General features: G+C 63.9%; 14 protein-coding genes. 10 read left to right on the top strand and 4 right to left on the bottom strand.

Annotated features, from left to right (window positions below):
* Positions 1–3: 3 nt before the first annotated feature.
* From JNK74_21750 to JNK74_21725, 6 genes are all read left to right on the top strand, one after another.
* Positions 4–399: an SCP2 sterol-binding domain-containing protein gene (locus JNK74_21750; GenBank protein MBL7648811.1), complete on the top strand. Its 396-nt coding sequence runs from the start codon at positions 4–6 to the stop codon at positions 397–399.
* Positions 396–2,618, top strand: a complete 2,223-nt coding sequence (locus JNK74_21745; protein ID MBL7648810.1) for an MMPL family transporter — start codon at positions 396–398, stop codon at positions 2,616–2,618. The genes JNK74_21750 and JNK74_21745 overlap by 4 nt, the downstream gene beginning before the upstream one ends.
* Positions 2,615–3,655, top strand: coding sequence for a hypothetical protein (locus tag JNK74_21740; GenBank protein MBL7648809.1), 1,041 nt, complete (start codon positions 2,615–2,617; stop codon positions 3,653–3,655). Before JNK74_21745 ends, JNK74_21740 begins: the two co-directional genes overlap by 4 nt.
* Positions 3,652–4,350: a hypothetical protein gene (locus JNK74_21735; protein ID MBL7648808.1), complete on the top strand. Its 699-nt coding sequence runs from the start codon at positions 3,652–3,654 to the stop codon at positions 4,348–4,350. Before JNK74_21740 ends, JNK74_21735 begins: the two co-directional genes overlap by 4 nt.
* Positions 4,347–5,057: a hypothetical protein gene (locus tag JNK74_21730; GenBank protein ID MBL7648807.1), complete on the top strand. Its 711-nt coding sequence runs from the start codon at positions 4,347–4,349 to the stop codon at positions 5,055–5,057. The genes JNK74_21735 and JNK74_21730 overlap by 4 nt, the downstream gene beginning before the upstream one ends.
* Positions 5,058–5,136: 79 nt before the next feature.
* Positions 5,137–6,483, top strand: a complete 1,347-nt coding sequence (locus tag JNK74_21725) for a cytochrome P450 (GenBank protein ID MBL7648806.1) — start codon at positions 5,137–5,139, stop codon at positions 6,481–6,483.
* A gap of 234 nt (positions 6,484–6,717) precedes the next feature.
* On the opposite strand, the gene JNK74_21720 is transcribed toward JNK74_21725, so the two are convergent.
* From JNK74_21720 to JNK74_21705, 4 genes are all read right to left on the bottom strand, one after another.
* On the bottom strand, positions 6,718–8,580 hold the full coding sequence (locus JNK74_21720; protein ID MBL7648805.1) for a hypothetical protein: 1,863 nt from the start codon (positions 8,578–8,580) through the stop codon (positions 6,718–6,720).
* Positions 8,581–8,663: 83 nt separating this feature from the next.
* A complete protein-coding gene (locus JNK74_21715; protein MBL7648804.1) occupies positions 8,664–10,103 on the bottom strand; it encodes an outer membrane protein transport protein in 1,440 nt (479 codons plus the stop codon).
* Entirely contained in the window at positions 10,087–12,057 is a 1,971-nt protein-coding gene (locus JNK74_21710; protein ID MBL7648803.1) for a hypothetical protein, read from the bottom strand. The genes JNK74_21715 and JNK74_21710 overlap by 17 nt, the downstream gene beginning before the upstream one ends.
* Complete coding sequence (locus tag JNK74_21705; GenBank protein ID MBL7648802.1) at positions 12,050–14,407, bottom strand: protein kinase; 2,358 nt, start codon at positions 14,405–14,407, stop codon at positions 12,050–12,052. Before JNK74_21705 ends, JNK74_21710 begins: the two co-directional genes overlap by 8 nt.
* Before the next feature lie 150 nt (positions 14,408–14,557).
* Between JNK74_21705 and JNK74_21700 the strand changes: the two genes are divergently transcribed.
* The 4 genes from JNK74_21700 to JNK74_21685 all read left to right on the top strand — a co-directional run.
* Entirely contained in the window at positions 14,558–15,979 is a 1,422-nt protein-coding gene (locus JNK74_21700; GenBank protein MBL7648801.1) for a CHAT domain-containing protein, read from the top strand.
* 10 nt (positions 15,980–15,989) lie between these two features.
* Positions 15,990–16,580: a sigma-70 family RNA polymerase sigma factor gene (locus JNK74_21695; GenBank protein ID MBL7648800.1), complete on the top strand. Its 591-nt coding sequence runs from the start codon at positions 15,990–15,992 to the stop codon at positions 16,578–16,580.
* Entirely contained in the window at positions 16,570–17,340 is a 771-nt protein-coding gene (locus tag JNK74_21690; protein ID MBL7648799.1) for a zf-HC2 domain-containing protein, read from the top strand. The genes JNK74_21695 and JNK74_21690 overlap by 11 nt, the downstream gene beginning before the upstream one ends.
* Before the next feature lie 105 nt (positions 17,341–17,445).
* The coding region (locus JNK74_21685; GenBank protein ID MBL7648798.1) for a DUF4382 domain-containing protein at positions 17,446–18,724 on the top strand (1,279 nt) is incomplete at its 3' end.

Genomic DNA, 18,724 nt, shown 5'->3' with positions numbered 1-18,724 from the left:
GCCATGCCGGATTCATTTCGAGAGCGACAGCGGGCGGCGAGCCGCCAGTACTTCACCGGCTATCTGCCCGGACTTCGGGGTCAACTTCTGATACCCGGGCTGCGTTCTCTCTCGTGCGCGCTCGGCGTGTCCCTGACCGATGTCGAGGGCGCCGCCTGGACACTGGTCGTGGCGTCCGGACGCCTTGTGGCGATTGAAGCGGGCACCGAGGCGGCCCAGTGCGTATTTATGCTGGAGTCGGGCACGTTGCTCGAAATCGTTACCGGAACCCTGCCACCGGACCGGGCCTTCTTCGACCTGCGGATTGAGATCGAGGGGGATATCGCCCTCGGCCTGCAACTGAGCACGGTGCTGGAGCCCTTTTTTGCGCAACATGCGTTTCGATTGAGTCATTCTTGAGACAGGCCCTTCCCCAGAGCAGAATCTTTTTCATCTCGGCCGTGTCCACCGTCGTGCTGCTCGCGTTCGCCCCCCTCGGCCTGTCGCGGCTGACGATCGACAACGGTATCGAGCAGTGGGTGGAGCAGGACGCGGACGCGCAGCGCTACGCCGACTTCCGAAAGGACTTCGGCGGCGACGATGACATTCTGATGGTGTACACCGGCGGCGGGCTGCTTTCCGAGACCGCTCTCGATCTCCAGATCGGGGTCTTGCAGGCGATCGAGGCGGTGCCCGGCGTGGACTCCGTGAAGAGCATTCCCTCGCTCTTTCGAGACGAGTTCGGCGCGGAAAGCGCGGAGGAGCTGGAGGCGGAGTTGCGCTCCTCGCCGTTCTACGAGCGTGTCATCGTTTCTCCCGATCGTTCCACCGGCGGCATGATCATCAGCGGTACCGCGCCCGTCGCATCCGCCGAGCGGCGCGCCTATGTCGCCGCACTGAAGGCGGCGGCCAGCCCCCTCCGACTTGTGGGGTGGTCGGTGCACTGGGCCGGTCCGATTGTGCTCAACGCGGCGCTTGACCGGGAGTCGGAGCGCGAGGCCCGGCGGCTCCTGCCCGTGGCGGCCACCGCATCGTGTCTGATCCTCCTTCTCACGCTGCGTTCACCGCGCAAAGTGCTGGCCGCGTTTATTGTTTCGGGACTCTCGCTCGTAATCACGCTCGGGCTCATGGGATGGCTCGGCCTGACCATGAACATGGTCACCGTGGCCCTTCCGCCCGTGCTCTGGGTGCTTTCCATGGCCTACATGGTCCACCTGCTCCGCTACCACGAGACGGCCCTGCTGGAGGGACGGGGCATTCGCGGTGCGGCGGACCGGGCGCTATCCGAGTGCGCCTGGCCTTGTCTGCTCGCGGCGCTTACCACGTCGCTGGGCTTTTTCTCGCTCTGCACGGCGGGCATGGCCCCCGTCCGGGAACTGGGAGTGGCGGGAGGTATCGGAATTCCGGTTGCGTTTCTCGTGGCGATGGGTCTCGGTCCGGTCCTTATCGTGGTGCTCGATTTGCGCGCAACGGCGCGAGCACCCCGGACGATATGGGGCTCCGGCACCGGCATACCCGGATATGAACGCCACGGCGGACGAATTCTCTGGGGGGCCATCGTGTTCACGTTGATATTCTCGCTGTTGGGCACGCGCGTGAAGACGGAGTCCAACCCCCTGACCTTTCTGGACGCCGATCACGAGGTGGTGCGCGATGCGGCGGTGATCAGTGAAAAGTTCTCAGGATTGTATACCCTGGAGACGATACTCCAGCTTCCCGGCTCCTGGCTGGACGAGCGCAATTGGCCGGCGATCGAGGCCCAGGTTGCCCAGCTCAGCGCCGAGCCCGGCATCGCCCGGGTCATTTCGCCCCTGGACTATCTGAAAAAGCTGCACCAGTGGTCCGCCGGCGGCGCGGGGGAGGCCTATCGGCTTCCGGAGAATCGCGAGGCCGCGCGCCAGCTCGTGGAGGCCATGTCGGAGGAGGCCCGGCAGCCGCTCAATTCTCTGGTGTCGCCCGACGGCGAACGGATCCGCCTGTCCAGCCTGGTGCGGGTGATGGACGGCGCTGAGCTGCTCGCGATCGTGGCGCGTTCGGATGACGCGCTGGCGGTTGCGCCGGGCGGAATCACCGGCTATCACACGGGTGTGGTGCTCCGCCTGGTGCGGGCCCAGTTCGGTCTGATTCAGACCCAGGTCAACAGCCTGGGCCTGGCCGTGGCCGTGGTTTTCTTGTGTATCTGGATCGGGCTGCGTTCAATCAAACTCATGCTCCTGTCCGTCGCACCCAATCTGCTGCCCATCGCCGGGTTGTTCGGCGCCATGGGGCTCTTCGGTATCCCCCTCGATCCCGCGACCGTCATGGTGGCCGCGATAGCGGTCGGCATCGCGGTGGACGATACCTTGCATCTGCTCTCGAGCTGGCGCGAGCGAATTGAAGGGGGAGAGGAGAATCGCGGCGCGCTTCACGCGGCCCTGGAAGTGAACACACCCGCAATGCTGGCGACGGCCATGACGGCCTGCGTGGGTTTCCTCGCACTCGGGCTGTCCAGCTTTGCGCCAATCCGCTACTTCGGGCTGTTGTCGGCGGGAACGATGGCGGTGGCGGTGCTGGCGGATCTCTGGCTGCTCCCGGTGACCGTGCTCATGAGCGAATCTAAAAAAATCCGGGGCGAGGGAGAGATCGAACGGAAATCATGATAAACGCGACAGAACATCTTCGGGAGACTCTCGATCTCCATTTCGACCCCGCCTGGGGCGCGCCCTACTGGCTGGAGACCGCGCGCGGTCTCGGCTTTGACCCCCGGCGTGAAATAGAAACGGTGGCGGATCTGAATCGCTTCCCAGCATTTCCGCCGCATGAACTCGCGGGCCGACCGGTGACGGATTTCATACCGAGGCGATATCACGATCAACTCTCCGGCTTTGTGACTGCCGAGACGGGCGGGGCAACCGGCGCGCCAAAATGCACGACCTACCACCCCGACGATTTCTACGCAGCTTTTGTCGCCCCATTTATTCACGCGGCGGAGCTGCTCCGCTTTCCCCGGGATCGAAACTGGCTCTTCGTGGGTCCCTCCGGTCCCCATGTGATCGGCAAGGCCGCCCGCTATTGCGCGGCGGCCCTCGGCTCCATCGATCCCTTCAGTGTGGATTTCGATCCGCGCTGGGTGCGTAAACTGCCCCAGGGCTCCCTGGGCCGAACCCGCTATCTGGAGCACGTGCTGGAGCAGGCCCTTCGCGTGGCGGCGGTGCAGGACATCGGCGTGCTTTTCAGCACTCCACCCGTGCTCGAAGCGCTGGGCCAGCGTATGCCCGCCGAAGCGCGCGAGCGCATCGCGGGCATCCACCTGGGCGGAATGGCGCCCGAGCCCGGCTTCTGGGCGCGGCTCGGCGAAGCCTTTCCCAACGCGGTGACCCTCTCGGGATACGGCAACAGCCTGGCGGGCGTCTGCCCCGAGGTGTTCGCCCGGGAAGGCGAGCAGCCGGTCTATGTGGCCCATGGCGCGCGGCTCATCGTGGACGTCTCGACCGAGCTCGGAGAAACCCGCGGTCCCGTGCGTTTTCATCGCCTCGACCGCGCGTGCTTCCTGCCCCACGTGGTGGAGGGCGATGAAGCCGAGCGCTGCAACGTGGATTCCGTCGAGGCGCTTGCACTCGGTTTTCACGCGACGGGCATTCGCGACCCCCAACCGGCGACCCGCTATCAGGCCACGCGCCAGGAGGGCTTGTATTGAGCGCGCACACCGAAAGCTTCACCGAAGAGCAGGTGCAATTCGCCTCGGGGTCCAACACTCTGGAGGGCATTCTTGCCTATCCCGACTGGGGCGAGCCGGAGACGGCCGTGCTGCTGCTGTCGCCCCACCCCCACATGGGCGGACGCATGGACAACAACGTGATAGCGTTCCTCGCGCAGCAGCTTGCCGCGGCGAGTTGCGCGACCTTGCGCTTTAACTACGCGGGCGTCGGCGGCAGCGCGCTGGACCTGCCGGCGGGTGATTCACCCTATGAATACTGGGCCCGCCTTGAAGAAAAAAAGGACTATCGCGGCGTAGTGCCCGATGCCCTCGCCGCTCGCGACTTCCTGCGGGGCGCCCTGCCGGAAGCGCGCCTGGGTTTCGTGGGCTATTCATTCGGATCCTGCCTCGCTGTGCTTCTCGCGGGAATCCATCCTCCCGCCTGGCTTGCCGCCCTGGCTCCCCCCGTGGCCCGTGCGCCCATGGTGGGAATCGAGGGCCTGACGATGCCCTGCCGATTCATTGCGGGTGACAGAGACTTTGCCTTCAGCCAGGCGGACTTCGATCCCCTGTTCGAGCGGGTGCAAGGAGAAAAGGAGTTCATATTGCTGCCCGGCTGCGATCACTTCTTCCGCAAGTGCGAAGCCCAAGTCCTGTCGGCGATTCTACCGTTGTTGGGCAGGGCCTCCCCATGAGAGTCGCCATCGCGCTTATGCTGCTTATCGGCCAATCGGTCCTCGCCCAGTCTCTGGCCGAACTGGAGGAGGCGGCGCGCGCTTATGACCGCGAAGCGGCGGAGGCCCTGCTGCCGGCCACCGCGCAGAACAACGAACTTGCGGCCAGGACACGGCTGCTCTGCGCGGAACTGTGCCGGATCGAGTTCGAGCAGCTTCCCGAGTCCGCGGTAACGGAGCGGCGCGAGATCGGGAAGACGATAGACGTCCACGCGGAGGCGGGAATGCTCCTCCTGGAGTCGCTGCCGGAATCGAGCGAGAAGTTCCGGATACGGGCCGATCTAATGGGAACCATGATCCGATCCAACTATCGCGCGGGAAAGATGAAGGGTGAGATGAAGGCGGCGGTGGAAGAGGCCCTGCGCCTGGACCCGGCAAATGCGAAGGCCATTGTCTCTCAGGCCAAAATGCTGATCTTCAATCCATCCGCTTCGGACAGGGAGCTGCAGGAGGGCGAGGCGCTGGTGCTGCGCGCGCTGGCGATTGATCCGGCTCTGGAGCAGGCCAGGCTCCTGCAGGCCCACGCGATGGACCGGCTCGGGGAACGTGAAAAAGCCGTGGCGATCTGGGAGGCCTGCCTCCAGGCCAATCCCGCATGCACACCCGCGCGCAAAGCTCTTGAGTCTGCGGATTCTCCGGATGCATCGGAGCGTGGGAACGTGAAATAATAGCGGGGCCTTGCGGGGGGCGGCGCACCCATGTGTCCCGCGGGCACTTCTCACACCCTTGACTGGATTGCCGTACTTCATGATCCCCCACCCCATCGACCCGCCCGGCCCCGGCCGCTTCCGTTCCCTTCGACCCCTCTTCAAGATGTGCCATGATCGCATCACGCCTGTGATGGACTGCTTCCAACGCTATGGGAATTTTGTGATGCTGGACGGGCTGGATGGACGCGTCTACCTCGTAAACGAGCCGGACGCCGTGCACGAGCTGCTGGCCGTATCCCATCGCGATGTGCGCAAAGACACCGGCCACCAGTTGTTCCTTCGACCCGTGCTCCGCAATGGGCTGCTCCTCAATGAGGGGGAAGCCCACTTGAAACAGCGGCGCATGATGCAGCCGGCCTTTCACACGGGCCGCATCGCCAAGTACGTGGAAACGATGGTTGCCTTTGCCGAGCGGACCTCGGGGCGCTGGCGGGACGGCCAGCGGATCGACGCCATGGGCGAGATGATGTCCCTCGCCCTGGATATCGTGGGGAAGACACTTTTCAATTCCGAGATCGCCGAAGACAAGCGGCACATCGCGTCCGCGATTGAAGATATCCTTCGGGCGGACAGCATCCTGCTGCTTCCCCATGGCCAACGGATCATTCGCCTGCCCTTTCCCCGTGCGCGGCGATTCTGGCGGGCTATCGCCACGCTGGACGATATTGTGTTCCGGATCATCGCGGAGCACCGGGCTTCGGGCGGCGAGGGGGACCTGCTCCACATGCTCCTGGAGGCGCGCGACGAGGAAGACGGCAGTGCCATGACCGACGACGAGTTGCGCGACGAAGTCCTCACGCTTTTTCTAGCGGGCCACGAAACGACCGCGAGCACCATGACGTGGGCCTGGCGTATGCTTGCGGAGAACCCCGAGGTCGAAGCGCGCTTTCATGGCGAGATCGATCAAGTGTTGGGTGGCCGTCCGCCTGTCATGGAGGATGCCGAGCGGCTCCCCTGGACGCGACAGATCGTGGAAGAGACCCTGCGCCTCTACCCACCCGCGTACTTCTTCGGACGGGAGACCCTGCGCGAGATTGAGATTCTGGGCTACCGCATTCCACCGGGTTCGCAGGTGCTGTTGAGTCCGTTTGCGACTCACCGCGACCCGCGCTTCTTCCCCGACCCCCAGCGATTCGATCCCGAGCGTTTCAGCGCGGAGCAGCGGGACAGCCGTCCGCGCAACGCCTGGTTTCCCTTCGGCGCCGGGCCGCGAAAGTGCATCGGCGAACGTTTCGCCATGATGGAGGCCATGCTGGTGCTCGCGACGATTGGACAGCACTGGCGCCTCTGCGCCGAGGGTGCGCCACGACCGGCGATTGACCCGAGGATTACGCTGCGACCCAAGGGGGGCATGCCGCTCACGGTCCAGCGGCGGGGCGCGTAAAAGGGGGACTGTCCGGCACGAACGGGTCCCGGGACAGGGGAAATGTCGTTGGGTGTAACGGCTCTATTTACCGTGGGAGGCCCGTCAGGCGTGCAGTATTGTCCCCCTTTTTAAATGCGCGGGACGGTCCCGAACGCGCAGCGGGTTTTTCTTAAGCGGGGTGGGCTGTTGGTCGATGGTGCCCTTTGTGTCAGCAGCGGGCCCTTGCGTTCAGGACGGTCCCGTAGCGGTGCTTCAGCGTACTATCTTCCGGTGGAGTAGCAGTCCGCACATGAGCAGCGTCAAAATTTCATTGCCAGCGTTGTGTTGGGTGCTCTTTGCAGGCTGAGTGCAGCCAGGAACTTCGCCTTCGCCTTCGCCTTCACCTTCACCTTCACCTTCACCTTCACCTTCACCCTCGCCCTCGCCCTCGCCCTCGCCCTCGCCCTCGCCCTCGCCCTCGCCCTCGCCTTCACCTTCACCTTCACCCTCACCTTCACCTTCACCTTCACCTTCACCCTCGCCTTCACCCTCGCCTTCACCCTCGCCTTCACCCTCGCCTTCACCTTCGCCTTCGGCGGCGATGACTTCGTACAGATAGTCTCCGGAGGCAGCACTCAGCCGTCCCAGGCTATCCTCGGCAATAGCGTATAGGGTATTGGTGCCGGACTGCAGCGGTCCGATGGTGGTGGAGAAGAACCCCTGGATGTCCGCACTGGTCGTGATCATGAGTGAGGCATTTGCATAGATCCGGATGCTGAGTCCGGGGCCGGCGCTGCCGCTGATCAGAGGCATGGTTTCGATCGCGGGGCCAAGGGGTATGGTGCCGCTCAAGGCGGGTGGTGCCGGCGGCAGCTGGCTGGTGAGAAACATCTCCCGTGCCTCAATCGCACCCGGTGTGACGATAACGTCGATGTCTTGCGGGGTGTAGTTGGGCGCGGTGGCCCTGGCCTGATAGATACCGGGCGTCAGAAAGGTAAAGGAGTACAGGCTGCTCTCTGGATCGAAATCGGGGATGATGCCAAGATCCAGCCCGGCCTGCAGCAAGGCGGGAGTAGCGGTGCCAAGCGGCAGGTTGTTGCCTTGATCTTTGATTCGCAGGTATATGCTGCCCGGAAAAGCGCTCTTGCCCAGGAAGGGCTCGACAATAAAGGGCACCGCAGCCTGCTTCTGACTTTCCGCGCCGCCAAACGATTTGGCATCCGGGGGTGCGGTGCTGAGTCGGGCCAGGATCTCGCCGCTGTTGAAAACGTCCCAGTCGTTCAACTGGGCCACCAGGGTCTGGCCCGTGGTGTTGCGCAGCACGAAGGCGTTGTTCAGGTTGATGCCCTTGCCGTCGTCGCCATCATCATCGTCACCAACGAATCCGCCCACGTCGCGGAACTGGTTAAAGCCGGAGATCTCCAGGGCGCTGGCCGAACCTATTTCAGGCAGTTCGACGGGCCCCGTCACGCCGTCGGGCGCGTGGACGTAGATGGCATCGCGAAGTATGCCGGTAAAGAGATTGCGCGTGATCCGGATACCGGAATCGACGGCCTCTACACCGACTTCAACGCCCGTAAAGGTGGACTCCTTGATTCGACCGCGTGAGGACTCGGGTCCCGTCACGAGGATGCCGGTGGTGTTGAGGTTGAGTCCACCGTCGAAATACAGCTCTTCAATTTCCATTTCCACATTCGGCATGTAGAGGAGGACGGCAGGTGCTGTTGCCCCAACAGGGACCCGGATCGTAAGACCTTCCAGCTTTACGTTGTCGGCACCCGTGATGATGTAGGGCGATTCACCGGGCAGGGGTGCAAATTCGACGATGACCTGACCATCGCCGCCCTTGCCCTCGGTCTCGCCCACCTGGAGCTCAATTTCGGGTTGGAACACCAGTTGTTCATTGTAGATGCCCGGCATGACGGTGATGGCGTGCTCGCCCTCCAGAGCCGCCGCGTCGATGCCGGCCTGAATGGAGCAATAGGGGAATTCGGCGGATCCGTCCTGGAAAGTGGCACAGCTCGGGGCGTTGATATCCACGATAATATCATTCGCCCAGGCGCGGCACAGCCCGAGCGCAACCAGCACCGGCAGCGCGACGAGAACCCCACCCCCGTTAAGGAATTGACGAACCATAGTTACCTCTATTTTACCTTATTTCGGAGAAATTTCCGATACCGATGACCCACGGGAGCCTCGGTGCGCTGCCTTGCTTATCTTCAGAAATACACCACAGTGGAAAGCATCAGACGATGGCGCAGTTCGTCGTCGTCAAAGCCCGCCACGCCGGGGTTAAGATCGCCGTTCACGCCCGGGCCGTAACGCATCTGCCAGGCCAGATCGATATTGACCCGCTGGCCAATGAGCACACCCGCGCCGAGGGAAAGCCCGTAGAACTGATCGGCATTGCCATCGCCTTTGCTGAAGTAGTTCCGGCTGGAGCGACCCGAAGCCGGCTCTTCCTCATAGGAAAGTCCGCCGCGCAGGGTCCACAGCCAGGGGAGATCCTCGCCCGGTTCTTTGGGAATGAAAACATATTCCGCGCCCAGCCGCACGGCCCAGGTCGGATCAAAATCCGTTTTCTGAAACGGATTATCGCGATCGGTGCCATCGACCATGGAAAAGCGGCGTCCCTGACGGTCTTTTACGACGAGATCGTTCCAGTCGGTGCGGCTCACATCGAGCCCCACAGTCAGGCGGTCGTTGGGACGCCATGCCAGGCCCAGCGCGAGGGTGTCGGGAAAACTGATCTCGCGCGTTTCGCGGGTGGCGTTTCCATTGAATAGGGGCCGGTTGCCACCGAGTCGAAAGCGCAGTTCGCGATCCTGAGCGGCATAGTCCGCCGTGCCGGTAAAGGCCGTGTCGTAGCGCAGGCCGAAACTCCAGCGGGGGTTGGGCTTCCACAGCAGGCCGAGCGTGAAATTTTCGCCGCTGAAATCCTCATAGGACTCGCTGGAAAAACCGCGCGACAGCGACGTCGATGCGCCGAGGAGGGAGACCCCGTTCACCCGCGTAGTCTGCTTCCAGCCGTTGTCCGACAGAAAGGTGCTGCGCCAGAGATTCAGCGCGGCGCCAATGGATAGCTTGCGGGTCAGTTCGATGGCGAATGCGGGCGAGATCGTGCTCAGGCTGCCTTCCTGATCAAAGCGGAGCGTGGTGCGTTGATTAAGCAGCACCGGCGGCTCCAGATTGAGAACCGAGGCGCCGGAAACGCGCCCCTCGAAGGACTGGTTGAAATCGAAGCGGCGCTGGTAGCTGAGCGAAACCGTGGCATTGCGATCGAAAATGGGCCGGGGCAGCGGCGCGGTGAAACTCAGAAAGTTCAGGTCGGAAAAGTCGTCTTCAAAATCCCCCCCGAATCCTGGCTCGGAACTTGCCGAAAAATCATGACGCAGTGTGAGCAGGGAGCCTACGATGGCGACCTCGGGCCGCTCCAGTTGCACGAGGCCTGCCGGATTCCACGACGCTGCGGTCGCGTCGTCCGCAATGGCGATGAAGGCATTGGACATGCCCGCCGCACGCGCGCCCGCGCCCACGGGATCGGGCGTGGGGGGGATGGCGCGATCGGCCCCGAGCCCGCCGGCGTTCTGGGCGGCGGCGGGTAGCGCGACAAGTGCGAGCGCAACGAGGGCGGCGCGATAGTTACTTGGTGATGACAAAGTCTTGCACCTCAATCGCCGTCTGGCCCTGGGGCAGGCGAATGGTCGACAGGGTTGGGGTTACCCCGTCGAACCAGCCTTCGGCAATCACTTCGGCCGGAGCACCGAGCAAAGCGCCCGTTACCGGGTCATGAATTTCTTCTCCCTGACGGAAGAGGAGACACTTCATTTTCGGGCGTACCCGATCACGCTGAGAAAGGTTGGAAATGGCCGTGTCCGCGCTCCGGACACTCGCCACCTGGCCCTGAACCCGGGGAAACTCCTGGAGGAAGCGCAGCGCCAGATCCGCCACGAGGGTGCGGAGTTCCTCCCGCGTATTGGCGCGCCCCGCTATGTCGGCGTAGCCCATGAGTTGGGAAGTTTCGAGGCTGATGGCCTGAAGTATGATTTCGACCGATTCCGCGTCCTTGCGGACCAGACCCACGGCCATCATCTCCGCCGGCACGATGTCGCGCAGGGGCGAAGCGCCATGGCGCGAACCGGCGGCGGCGGCGAGTTCCTGCTCGGTGAGGACTTCGGGCAGGGCGTCGCGCGCGACGAGATCAAAGCGGCCCTCGTCATAGAGCACACGGTTTAGCTCATCGGCAATGAAGGTCTCTTCGGCCTGGGCCACGCGGTTGGGGCCCTCCCAGATATTGCCGAGGATGGCGAGGCTAAGCCGGTTGGAAAGCTGCTCTACGTCGGTAAGCACGCGGTCGATATCGGCGCGCGTTTCAACGCGATTGCCCTGCTGGTCTTCCAGCACGGCAATCATGGCAACCGGCCCTGCTTTGGGCAGCGCCACCCGGCGGCTTAGTCGTTGGCTGCCGCGCACAGGCAGTATGTCGACGGGGGACTCGTTGAGGGTCAGGCTCCGGACTCCCGCTGGTGCTTCTATTTCAATATCTACCACGATTTCTTCGCGCAGGTAGCGCTGGCCGCTGGCGAGATTGGCCAGGGTAACCTTGGGCGTGCCTTCTGTCGCCGGTTCTGCGAGGGTCACAAGCGGCGCGAACACGGCGGCAATGCGTGCGTCGGCGACCTTCAGGCGATCGGCAGGCAGGGGGATTGTGGACGTATTGCCCAGTGCATCTTCCGCAATGCACACGAGGGGCTGGGCCAGATCCGGCGCCGCGAGAGCCACGCGAAAGCGTTGTCCGTCGGCGCTCTCCGAAAGCGTGGCGGACACGCCCGCAACCGTGAGGCGCGCGACACCCGCGTGATCGCTCACCGTGCCCTCAAGAACACCCGGTAGCGTCGCCGGGAGATCCAGACTCACGGCCGGGCCATCGAAGTCGCCGTAGACCTGCCACGCACTTTCCGTTTCGAGTCCGGCGACATCCCGTGCCCGAACGGCAATTGTATTGGTTCCGGGGGCGATGGTGACCGTCGCGGAGGTGTCGATAGCCCGTGCGGGAGCACCGATATTCAACGCGCGCCCGTCTACGGTAATGGTGTCGATGTAGGTGTTGTCCTCAGCGCGCAACATCAGGGTGGCCGTCCGTGTGGACAGGCTCGTCGGGTGCTCGCCTTCAAACGAGAGCGCGGGCGCCACGGTGTCGCCCTCGCTCAGTTTCTTGCGTGTCTCGCGAAGATACCATTCCGCTCTGGCGGAGGGCTGCTGGGCCTGGCTGCTTTCGAGGCGGGCCGCCGCTTCCTCATAGGCGCCCTGATGATAGAGGGCTACACCGAGCTCCCGATTTGGGAAGTATTGTGCCGTGAAATGGAGCCCATAGGTTCGCGCCCACCGCTGATCCAAATCCCGCTCGTTCAAGGCGGTCTCAAAATCGCGCTGGGCCTCGGCATAAAAGCCACCGTCCAGGAAAGAGCGACCCCGTTCATAGTAGCTCCACCAGCGCCCGCGAAAGGGGCCCTCGGTAACACCATAGGCCACCCCCTCTTTTTCAAAGCGTGCCGTGTCCGAGGCGCAGCCCGAGGCGGCCAGCGCGATCAATAGGAAGATGCGCTTATCCATGGTCGACCTCGGGTCGGGGCGTTGCCTCCGCGTGCCAGCCCTCGGCAGGTACCGTCGCATCCGCAGGGACCAGGGTCACGCCGGCGGTGGACGCGCCAATGGGCTCGGCAATGGTGGCCGAGATGCCAGGCAGGGTGTATTCCGGGCCGGGGCCCGTCATAAGCTTCAGGGACATGCCCGCTTTCAGGCCAGCATCCGTGCCGATATTGATTCGGAGTCCTTCGTCGGTCTGGCGTACCTGGCCCCGAAGGGGATAGGCCTTCTCCAGCGCGGTCACGACAGCCCGGCCGATTTGCTCCACCAGCGGCGCCAGTGCCGTCGCACGGTTCAGGGGGAATTCGCCCGCGGGGATGCGGCGGCTGGTTTCAACGTCCACCAGAGATACGGAAATGGCCTGTTCGCCAAAGACCGTGTTGGCCTGGCAGAGGACGGCCACGCGCGCGCCCAGGAATTCGCCGAGGCGGACCGTGTCCTCCGGCGCGCTCAACTGGGCGGAGAGTTCCTGTTCCGAAAGGAGCGACGCGGTAATGCTGCGATCGACCACGTCCACGGGCCGGTCGGTCTGGGCAAAAAGCGCCGTGCTCAGGCGCCAGGGCAGAACGTCCGCCAGACCGGAGTCGGCGGCGATGGCGCTGTTGCCCACGTCGACCGGGGGGATCCACACCCGCATCGGACGGCTCGTCCAGCGGTCGGTGATCTCCACTTCAGGCGCGCGATCGCGGAGATCCCGCAGCCGCGCGATCTGGGCGCTCAAATCTTGGCGCGCCTCCCGGGCGAGCTCCCGTTCGGTTATTTCCAGATAGCCTTCGGCCACGACCGCGCTCTGGGCGTTTCCCGTACCGGCCGCGCGTTCGAAGGCGGCGCGGGCCTCGGCCACTTCGCCGAGCCGGAAGTGGGCCGTTCCCAATGACTGCCAGAGCCGGGCGCGCTGCCAGTTGTAGTCGAGGTCATTTTCATCGAGCTGCGCCAGTCTATCCCGCGCTTCGCTCCAGTGTCCCGCCGAGAGATCGGCGGAGGCGAGCAGAACCGAGGCATAGCTCGATTCATCCTGACGTGCCGCCTCGGCGAGGTCCTCGGGGGCGTCGCTGTCATTGCGGGCCTGGGCCACGGCGGCATGGCCTTCGGCGGCGCGCACGGGATCCTCGATGGAAGCGAATGCCGTTTCGGCCTCTTCCAGTTTGCCATCGAGCAACAGGGCGTACCCCAGGCCATACCGAACGCGGTCATCGGCGGCGCCGCCGGCGAGTGCTTCCTGAAACGCTCTAGCGGCGGCCTGATAATTACCCTGCTCCAGCAGATTCCGGGCCTCGGCCTGTGCCGTGTTGGCGCCGCCGGAGTGGAGGCCTGTTTCCAGCAACGGAAAGAGCACCGCACCCAGTACCACGGCCAGCAGGGCCGCCGCAAAAGGCAGAAGGACGCGCCGCCGGTCGCGCCCGGAACGTGCGGACTTTTCCCGCGTCCGGCATGCGCGCAGCGCATCCGCCAGGGCCTTTGCCGAGGGGTAGCGCAGGTCCGGATCGGGCGCCAGGCAGGCTTCCACGATGCGTTCCAGCCGCGCGTCGACGCTGGGCATCAAATCCCGGAGGGGGCGCCAGTGATTGTCCAGAATCGCGGCGGTCGTTTCCTCCGGCGTTGGCCGGTCGAAGGGCAGTTGCCCGCTCAGGAGCTGATAAAGGGTGACGCCGATCGCAAAAATATCGGAGGCCGGTCCGGCGATTTCGCCCCGCAATTGTTCCGGCGCCATGAAGGCGGGGGAACCAATCACCATCCCGTTCGCGGGAGTCGAGTGCCGGTAGAATCTGGCCAGGCCAAAATCGCAGAGTTTGCCGCGCCCGCCGTCGCTCAAGATATTCGCCGGCTTGATATCGCCGTGGACAATGCCCCGGCCATGGGCCTGGGCCAGCGCTTCGGCACAGGGGATGAGCAGCTCCAGCGCCTGCGTGGCGGGGAGACCGCAAGGCGCTTCGCGCAGCAGGTCCGCTGCGCTTCTGGGCAGCATCTCGAGCGCAAAATAGCAGTTGCCGTCCACCTCGCCCCAGCCAAAAACCTGCACGACGCCGGGCTGCTCGCCGAGCTTCGCCAGCACGCGGGCCTCTTTGAGCAGATCCGCCCGGGCGACGGAATCCTCCGGGTACCGGAGCATCTTGAGGGCGACCAATCGGTCCAGGTGGATGTCACGGGCCGTGTAGACGGCCCCAAAGCCACCGCTGCCGAGTTTGGAGAGGATATGGTAGTTGCCCGCCATCCGGCCCAGCCAGGGGTCGGATTGGGCCGCTGCCGGATCGAAGGCCTGGGTTCGCGCTCGCGAATCCTCCGGCGGCTGATGGGGCATGGGGTTGTTGGCTACCACGTGTACTGTTTCCCGGTCCAAAGACACTTCAAGCATAATCGCATATTCGTTGCACATATCATCGGACGGGCGGTCCGGTGATTCGCTTACATTGACCGCCTCTTTTCCACTCCACTATACTGCCCTGCAATTGGGCGACACGGGAGTACCATGATCGAGCGAGCGCAATGGACGGTGGAGATCCAGGTGGAATCCGGCCCGCACCAGGGGCGGCGGATCGGGCTTTCCGGACCCGAAATCCGCATCGGTCGGGGAGCGGACAACGAAGTTTCCCTCGCCGACGACCACACGGTATCCGAGCGTCACGCCCGTATCTATGTCGATTCAGGCCAGTGGTTTGCAGAAGATTGCGGCAGCCGAAACGGCCTCTTAGTCCAATCGCTTGACCAGCTTTCCCGTATTTCTGTCCCCCTGCCCCTGCAACCCGAGACTGTCCTCGTCCTCGGCGCGACCCGCCTCCGGGTCGTGCTTTCGGAGGTCCACACCAGCACCGCCGCGTCACCCGAACCGGTCATCGCGGCGACGGTGCTGCAAATCGCCTTTTCCGAAGGCCAACTGCGCTACCGGCTGTCCGGAAGCGACCCCCTGTCGCGGCAATATACCATCGACTATCCCGATTCGCTGGCTTCCCGCATTGGGCGAGACCTCGCCCGGATAGCCCAGCGCGGAAACGCGGGGTGGTCCGGCGGCATGGCCGAGCTGCGGGAACTGGGAACCCTGCTGGGTGCGCAAATTATACCACAACGGGTCCGCGAACGGTTGGAGGCGCTTCCCAGCGATGGGCTGATTGTGTCCCATGACAGCGAGTTGATTGATGTTCCCTGGGAGCTGGTGCTTTCGGGGGAACTCCTTTGGTGTGAACGTTTTGCCCTGGGTCGCCAGGTGGTTCTTGGCGACCTGAGCCAGCGTATGGCGATCCACGGAGCCCCGAAGCGCCAGCGCATGCTGATTATCGCCGACCCCCGGGGCGACCTTCCGGAGGCCCGAGAGGAGGCAGAGACTCTGCTCTGGTCACTGGAATCAGGGCGCAGTTTCCTGGATGTGGACTTCCTGGCCGGTGGGCGGGCCACCCAGGTCGCGGTGCTCCGGGCCATGGAGTCGGCCGACCTCGTCTATTATATCGGCCACGGGGTCTATGATCCGGAGCGCCCCGAGGCCTCGGGCTGGCAACTGAGCGATGGCGCACTCGGACCGGCGCAAATTCGCAGCCTGTCCCGTCCGCCACGGCTCGTCTTTTCCAACGCGTGCAATTCCGCGGAGGAGACCCCGCAGAAAAAGGAGCACATGGGCCACGCCCCCAACACAGGGCTGGCCTCGGGGCTGCTGCTGGCGGGGGTTGGGGCCGTGGTGGGCGCACGCTGGCCCATACGCGCGGAGAGCAGTGCGGCCCTCGCCAACGTATTCTTTCACCGATTGCTTCGCGGAACTCCCATCGGCGCGGCGCTTCGGGAGGCCCGGATGGTAACCCGGCGTGCCCGGGGTGACGATGATCTTTCCTGGGCCGCGTTCATTCTTTACGGCAACCCTGTGCAGCGACTGGCGCCCATTGCGCCGGAAGCGGCATGTAAGTAAACTGCGCCCCATGTCGTCTCATAGTTACAGAACAGACAATGAACTTATCGCGGCCTGCCTGGCGGAAGAGCCAGCGGCCTGGGAAAGTTTCATGAGCCAGTACCGCCGGTTGATCCGGTCCACCTCGGCCCAGTTGCGCCGGCGCTATGAGGTGGCCAGTATCGACACGGATGATCTGGAGCACCACATCTACCAGAAACTGCTGGAAGATGACCGCCGCCGGATCCGGGCCTGGCAGGGCCGGGCGAGGTTTTCCACCTACCTGGTTCAAGTGACCCGCAACCTGGTGATGGATTATTACGCCTTGCGAAACAAGGGCCCCCTCGCCGAGGAGTATCAGGTCTGCGAAGAGGTCGAGCACGATGCCGGCGAGGATGAAGAACAGTCGCTGCGTCGCGCGGCCCTGGAGACGGTGCTGAGGTCGCTTCCGGAGAAGCAGGCTCTGCTGATTCGACTGAGACTTGAAGGGAAGACGCTGCAGGAAATTGCGGAGATAACCGGCAGACCGCTGGGTACCATTTCGGTGGAAAACTCGCGGGCGCTGACCAAATTGCGGACGGGCATACTCGCCCTGATGAACGAGCACAACCATGAAGAATGAAAGCACGACATGCCCCGGCGATGAACTCCTGATGGACGCGGCCCTGAGCGCCGCGGCGGGCACGATTACGTCCGGCGATGTGCGTCGGGCCATAGAGCATGCCGCCGTGTGTGATGCGTGCGGGGAGGCCCTGGCGCTCTTTTCGGGGCTTCGCCGGTCGGCCAAGCACCCAACCGTGGATAGTGCCCGGGGGCCCTGCCTCGACGACAACGATCTGGCGGAATATGTCGACGGCGTGATGTCCTGGGAAGACCGCGTGACGGCGGAGGCCCATCTGGCGACCTGCGGGCATTGTGTCCGTAGCGTTGCCGACCTGCATACGCTCCTGGCGGCGGCACAACCGGCCCAAACCGCCCCGCAACTTGTCCTGGCGTGGCTTCGCGACGGCCTGAAGGTGGTCGGGGCGGCCGTGGAGACCTTCACGGCGGTTCCCCTTGCCGCCGTGCCGGTGCTGGACGGCTCATTGTGTCCCAAGGTTCTGTCCTGGGACCTGGACAGTGCGGCCGGTCCGATCCGGGTCACGGTGCAACACGACAGGGGGGAGAAGGCCACGCTCCGGCTCGTTTTTGAAGGAGCCCCCGAGCCGGGGAGGCGTTGTCGGGTCCACCTGAAGAGCGGGGGCGCGCTCCTCGAAAGCCGTACCCTCGAATCAACAGGGGCGGTGGAGTTCTCCGAGCTCGATACCGAAGACTACGAAGTCGAGATCGACGCGGCGGGCGGGAAAACGACCTTTCTGTTCTCCCTCGCACCGGGGGAGTAACCCTCCGGGCCGGATGTAAGTAAAGCCCGCCTCTCTCCGTCTCGTGCCCCAGGAGCCCGGCATTTCGCCGCGGCCACTGAACATGAAAGATACGGAGAAACTTCGATGATTCGTACTATCCAACCGACCCGGCTTCTGGCTTCGGCACTGGTGCTTGTGGCGGCCCTGGGGCTCACCGGATGCCCGGTGACCGTTGACCCTCAGGACGGAACCAGGCTCACCATGTTGCTCGGCGCGAGCGATGGCTCCTTCGACGCCGCATCCGTCAAGGCGCTGGACACGAAGGCCCGGGTCGTCCCGCAAGATGAGATCGATTCGCTCTTCGTAAATCTGGACGAAATCCGCCTGATTCGCCTGGTGAATGGTTTGAGCGAGTCGCTCTCCGTTTTCTCCGACCCGCTGCAGGTTAACTTGCTCGACCTGATGGGCGTCCGGGATGTGCTGGACTCCGTTGTGGTGCCCGCGGGCGACTATACGGAAGTTGAGCTGCGCCTCTCCGCGCCGCGACTCAGGCTCGCATCGACACCCGATGCCTTGATTGATAACATCGCCCTTCCCGACGGCGGAATTCTGTCGGTAAACGTGAACTTCACCGCCACTGAAAACGGGACCGGTCTTTTGCTCGTTGAGTTGGGCAACATCAGCCTGGTGTCGCTGGAGGACGGCTCCTACCAGCTCGTACCGGATCTGCGGGTGGACCTCTTTGACACTTCCGTGGAGGCTCGGGCCATCGGTGTGATCGAGAGCATCGATACCGCAGCCAAGCGCTTCGTGCTCAAGCGGGACGCCGCAGCCATCACGGTCGCCTTTGACGCCGCCACGATCTTCACGCCCAGCGACTTCGACGCGCCAACCGGGTCGGCCGCCGATCTCGCCGTCGGTTTGAGAGTATTCGCGTCGGGAACGCTCGCGGTGGACGGCCATCTCGTATCCGACACAATCGTAATTCTCCCGGGCGGAAACCAGAGCCAGACGAACGAATTCTCCATCTTATTGTCCGGTGTCGGGTCGGCCCTGGGCGCGACAGGTAAGGCCGAGTACGAGCAGGAGGGCGACCGTCGCAAGCTGAAGATTGAAGCGGAAGACCTGGCATTCGCGGGACAGGTGGACTTGTGGGTTGACGGCGCCTATGTAGCGACGATTGAAAGTCTGGCCGGAAGGCCCGACGACAGCAAGAGAGACGACGGTATCGACGCGATCCTGGATACGCGACTGGGCGATGAAGTGCCGGTAGTGACTCCGGAGTCTCGAATCGAACTTTCAGAGGTGGAGACGGGCGCGATGCTGATGTCCAGCATCACCCAGTTGGGTGGCGAAGGCGAGGGCGAGGGCGAAGGTGAAGGTGAAGGTGAAGGTGAAGGTGAAGGTGAAGGTGAAGGTGAAG

The sequence above is a fragment of the Candidatus Hydrogenedentota bacterium genome (genome assembly GCA_016791475.1).
In the GTDB taxonomy this organism is placed as follows: domain Bacteria; phylum Hydrogenedentota; class Hydrogenedentia; order Hydrogenedentales; family JAEUWI01; genus JAEUWI01.
This window is presented reverse-complemented; position numbering and strand designations above follow the sequence as displayed.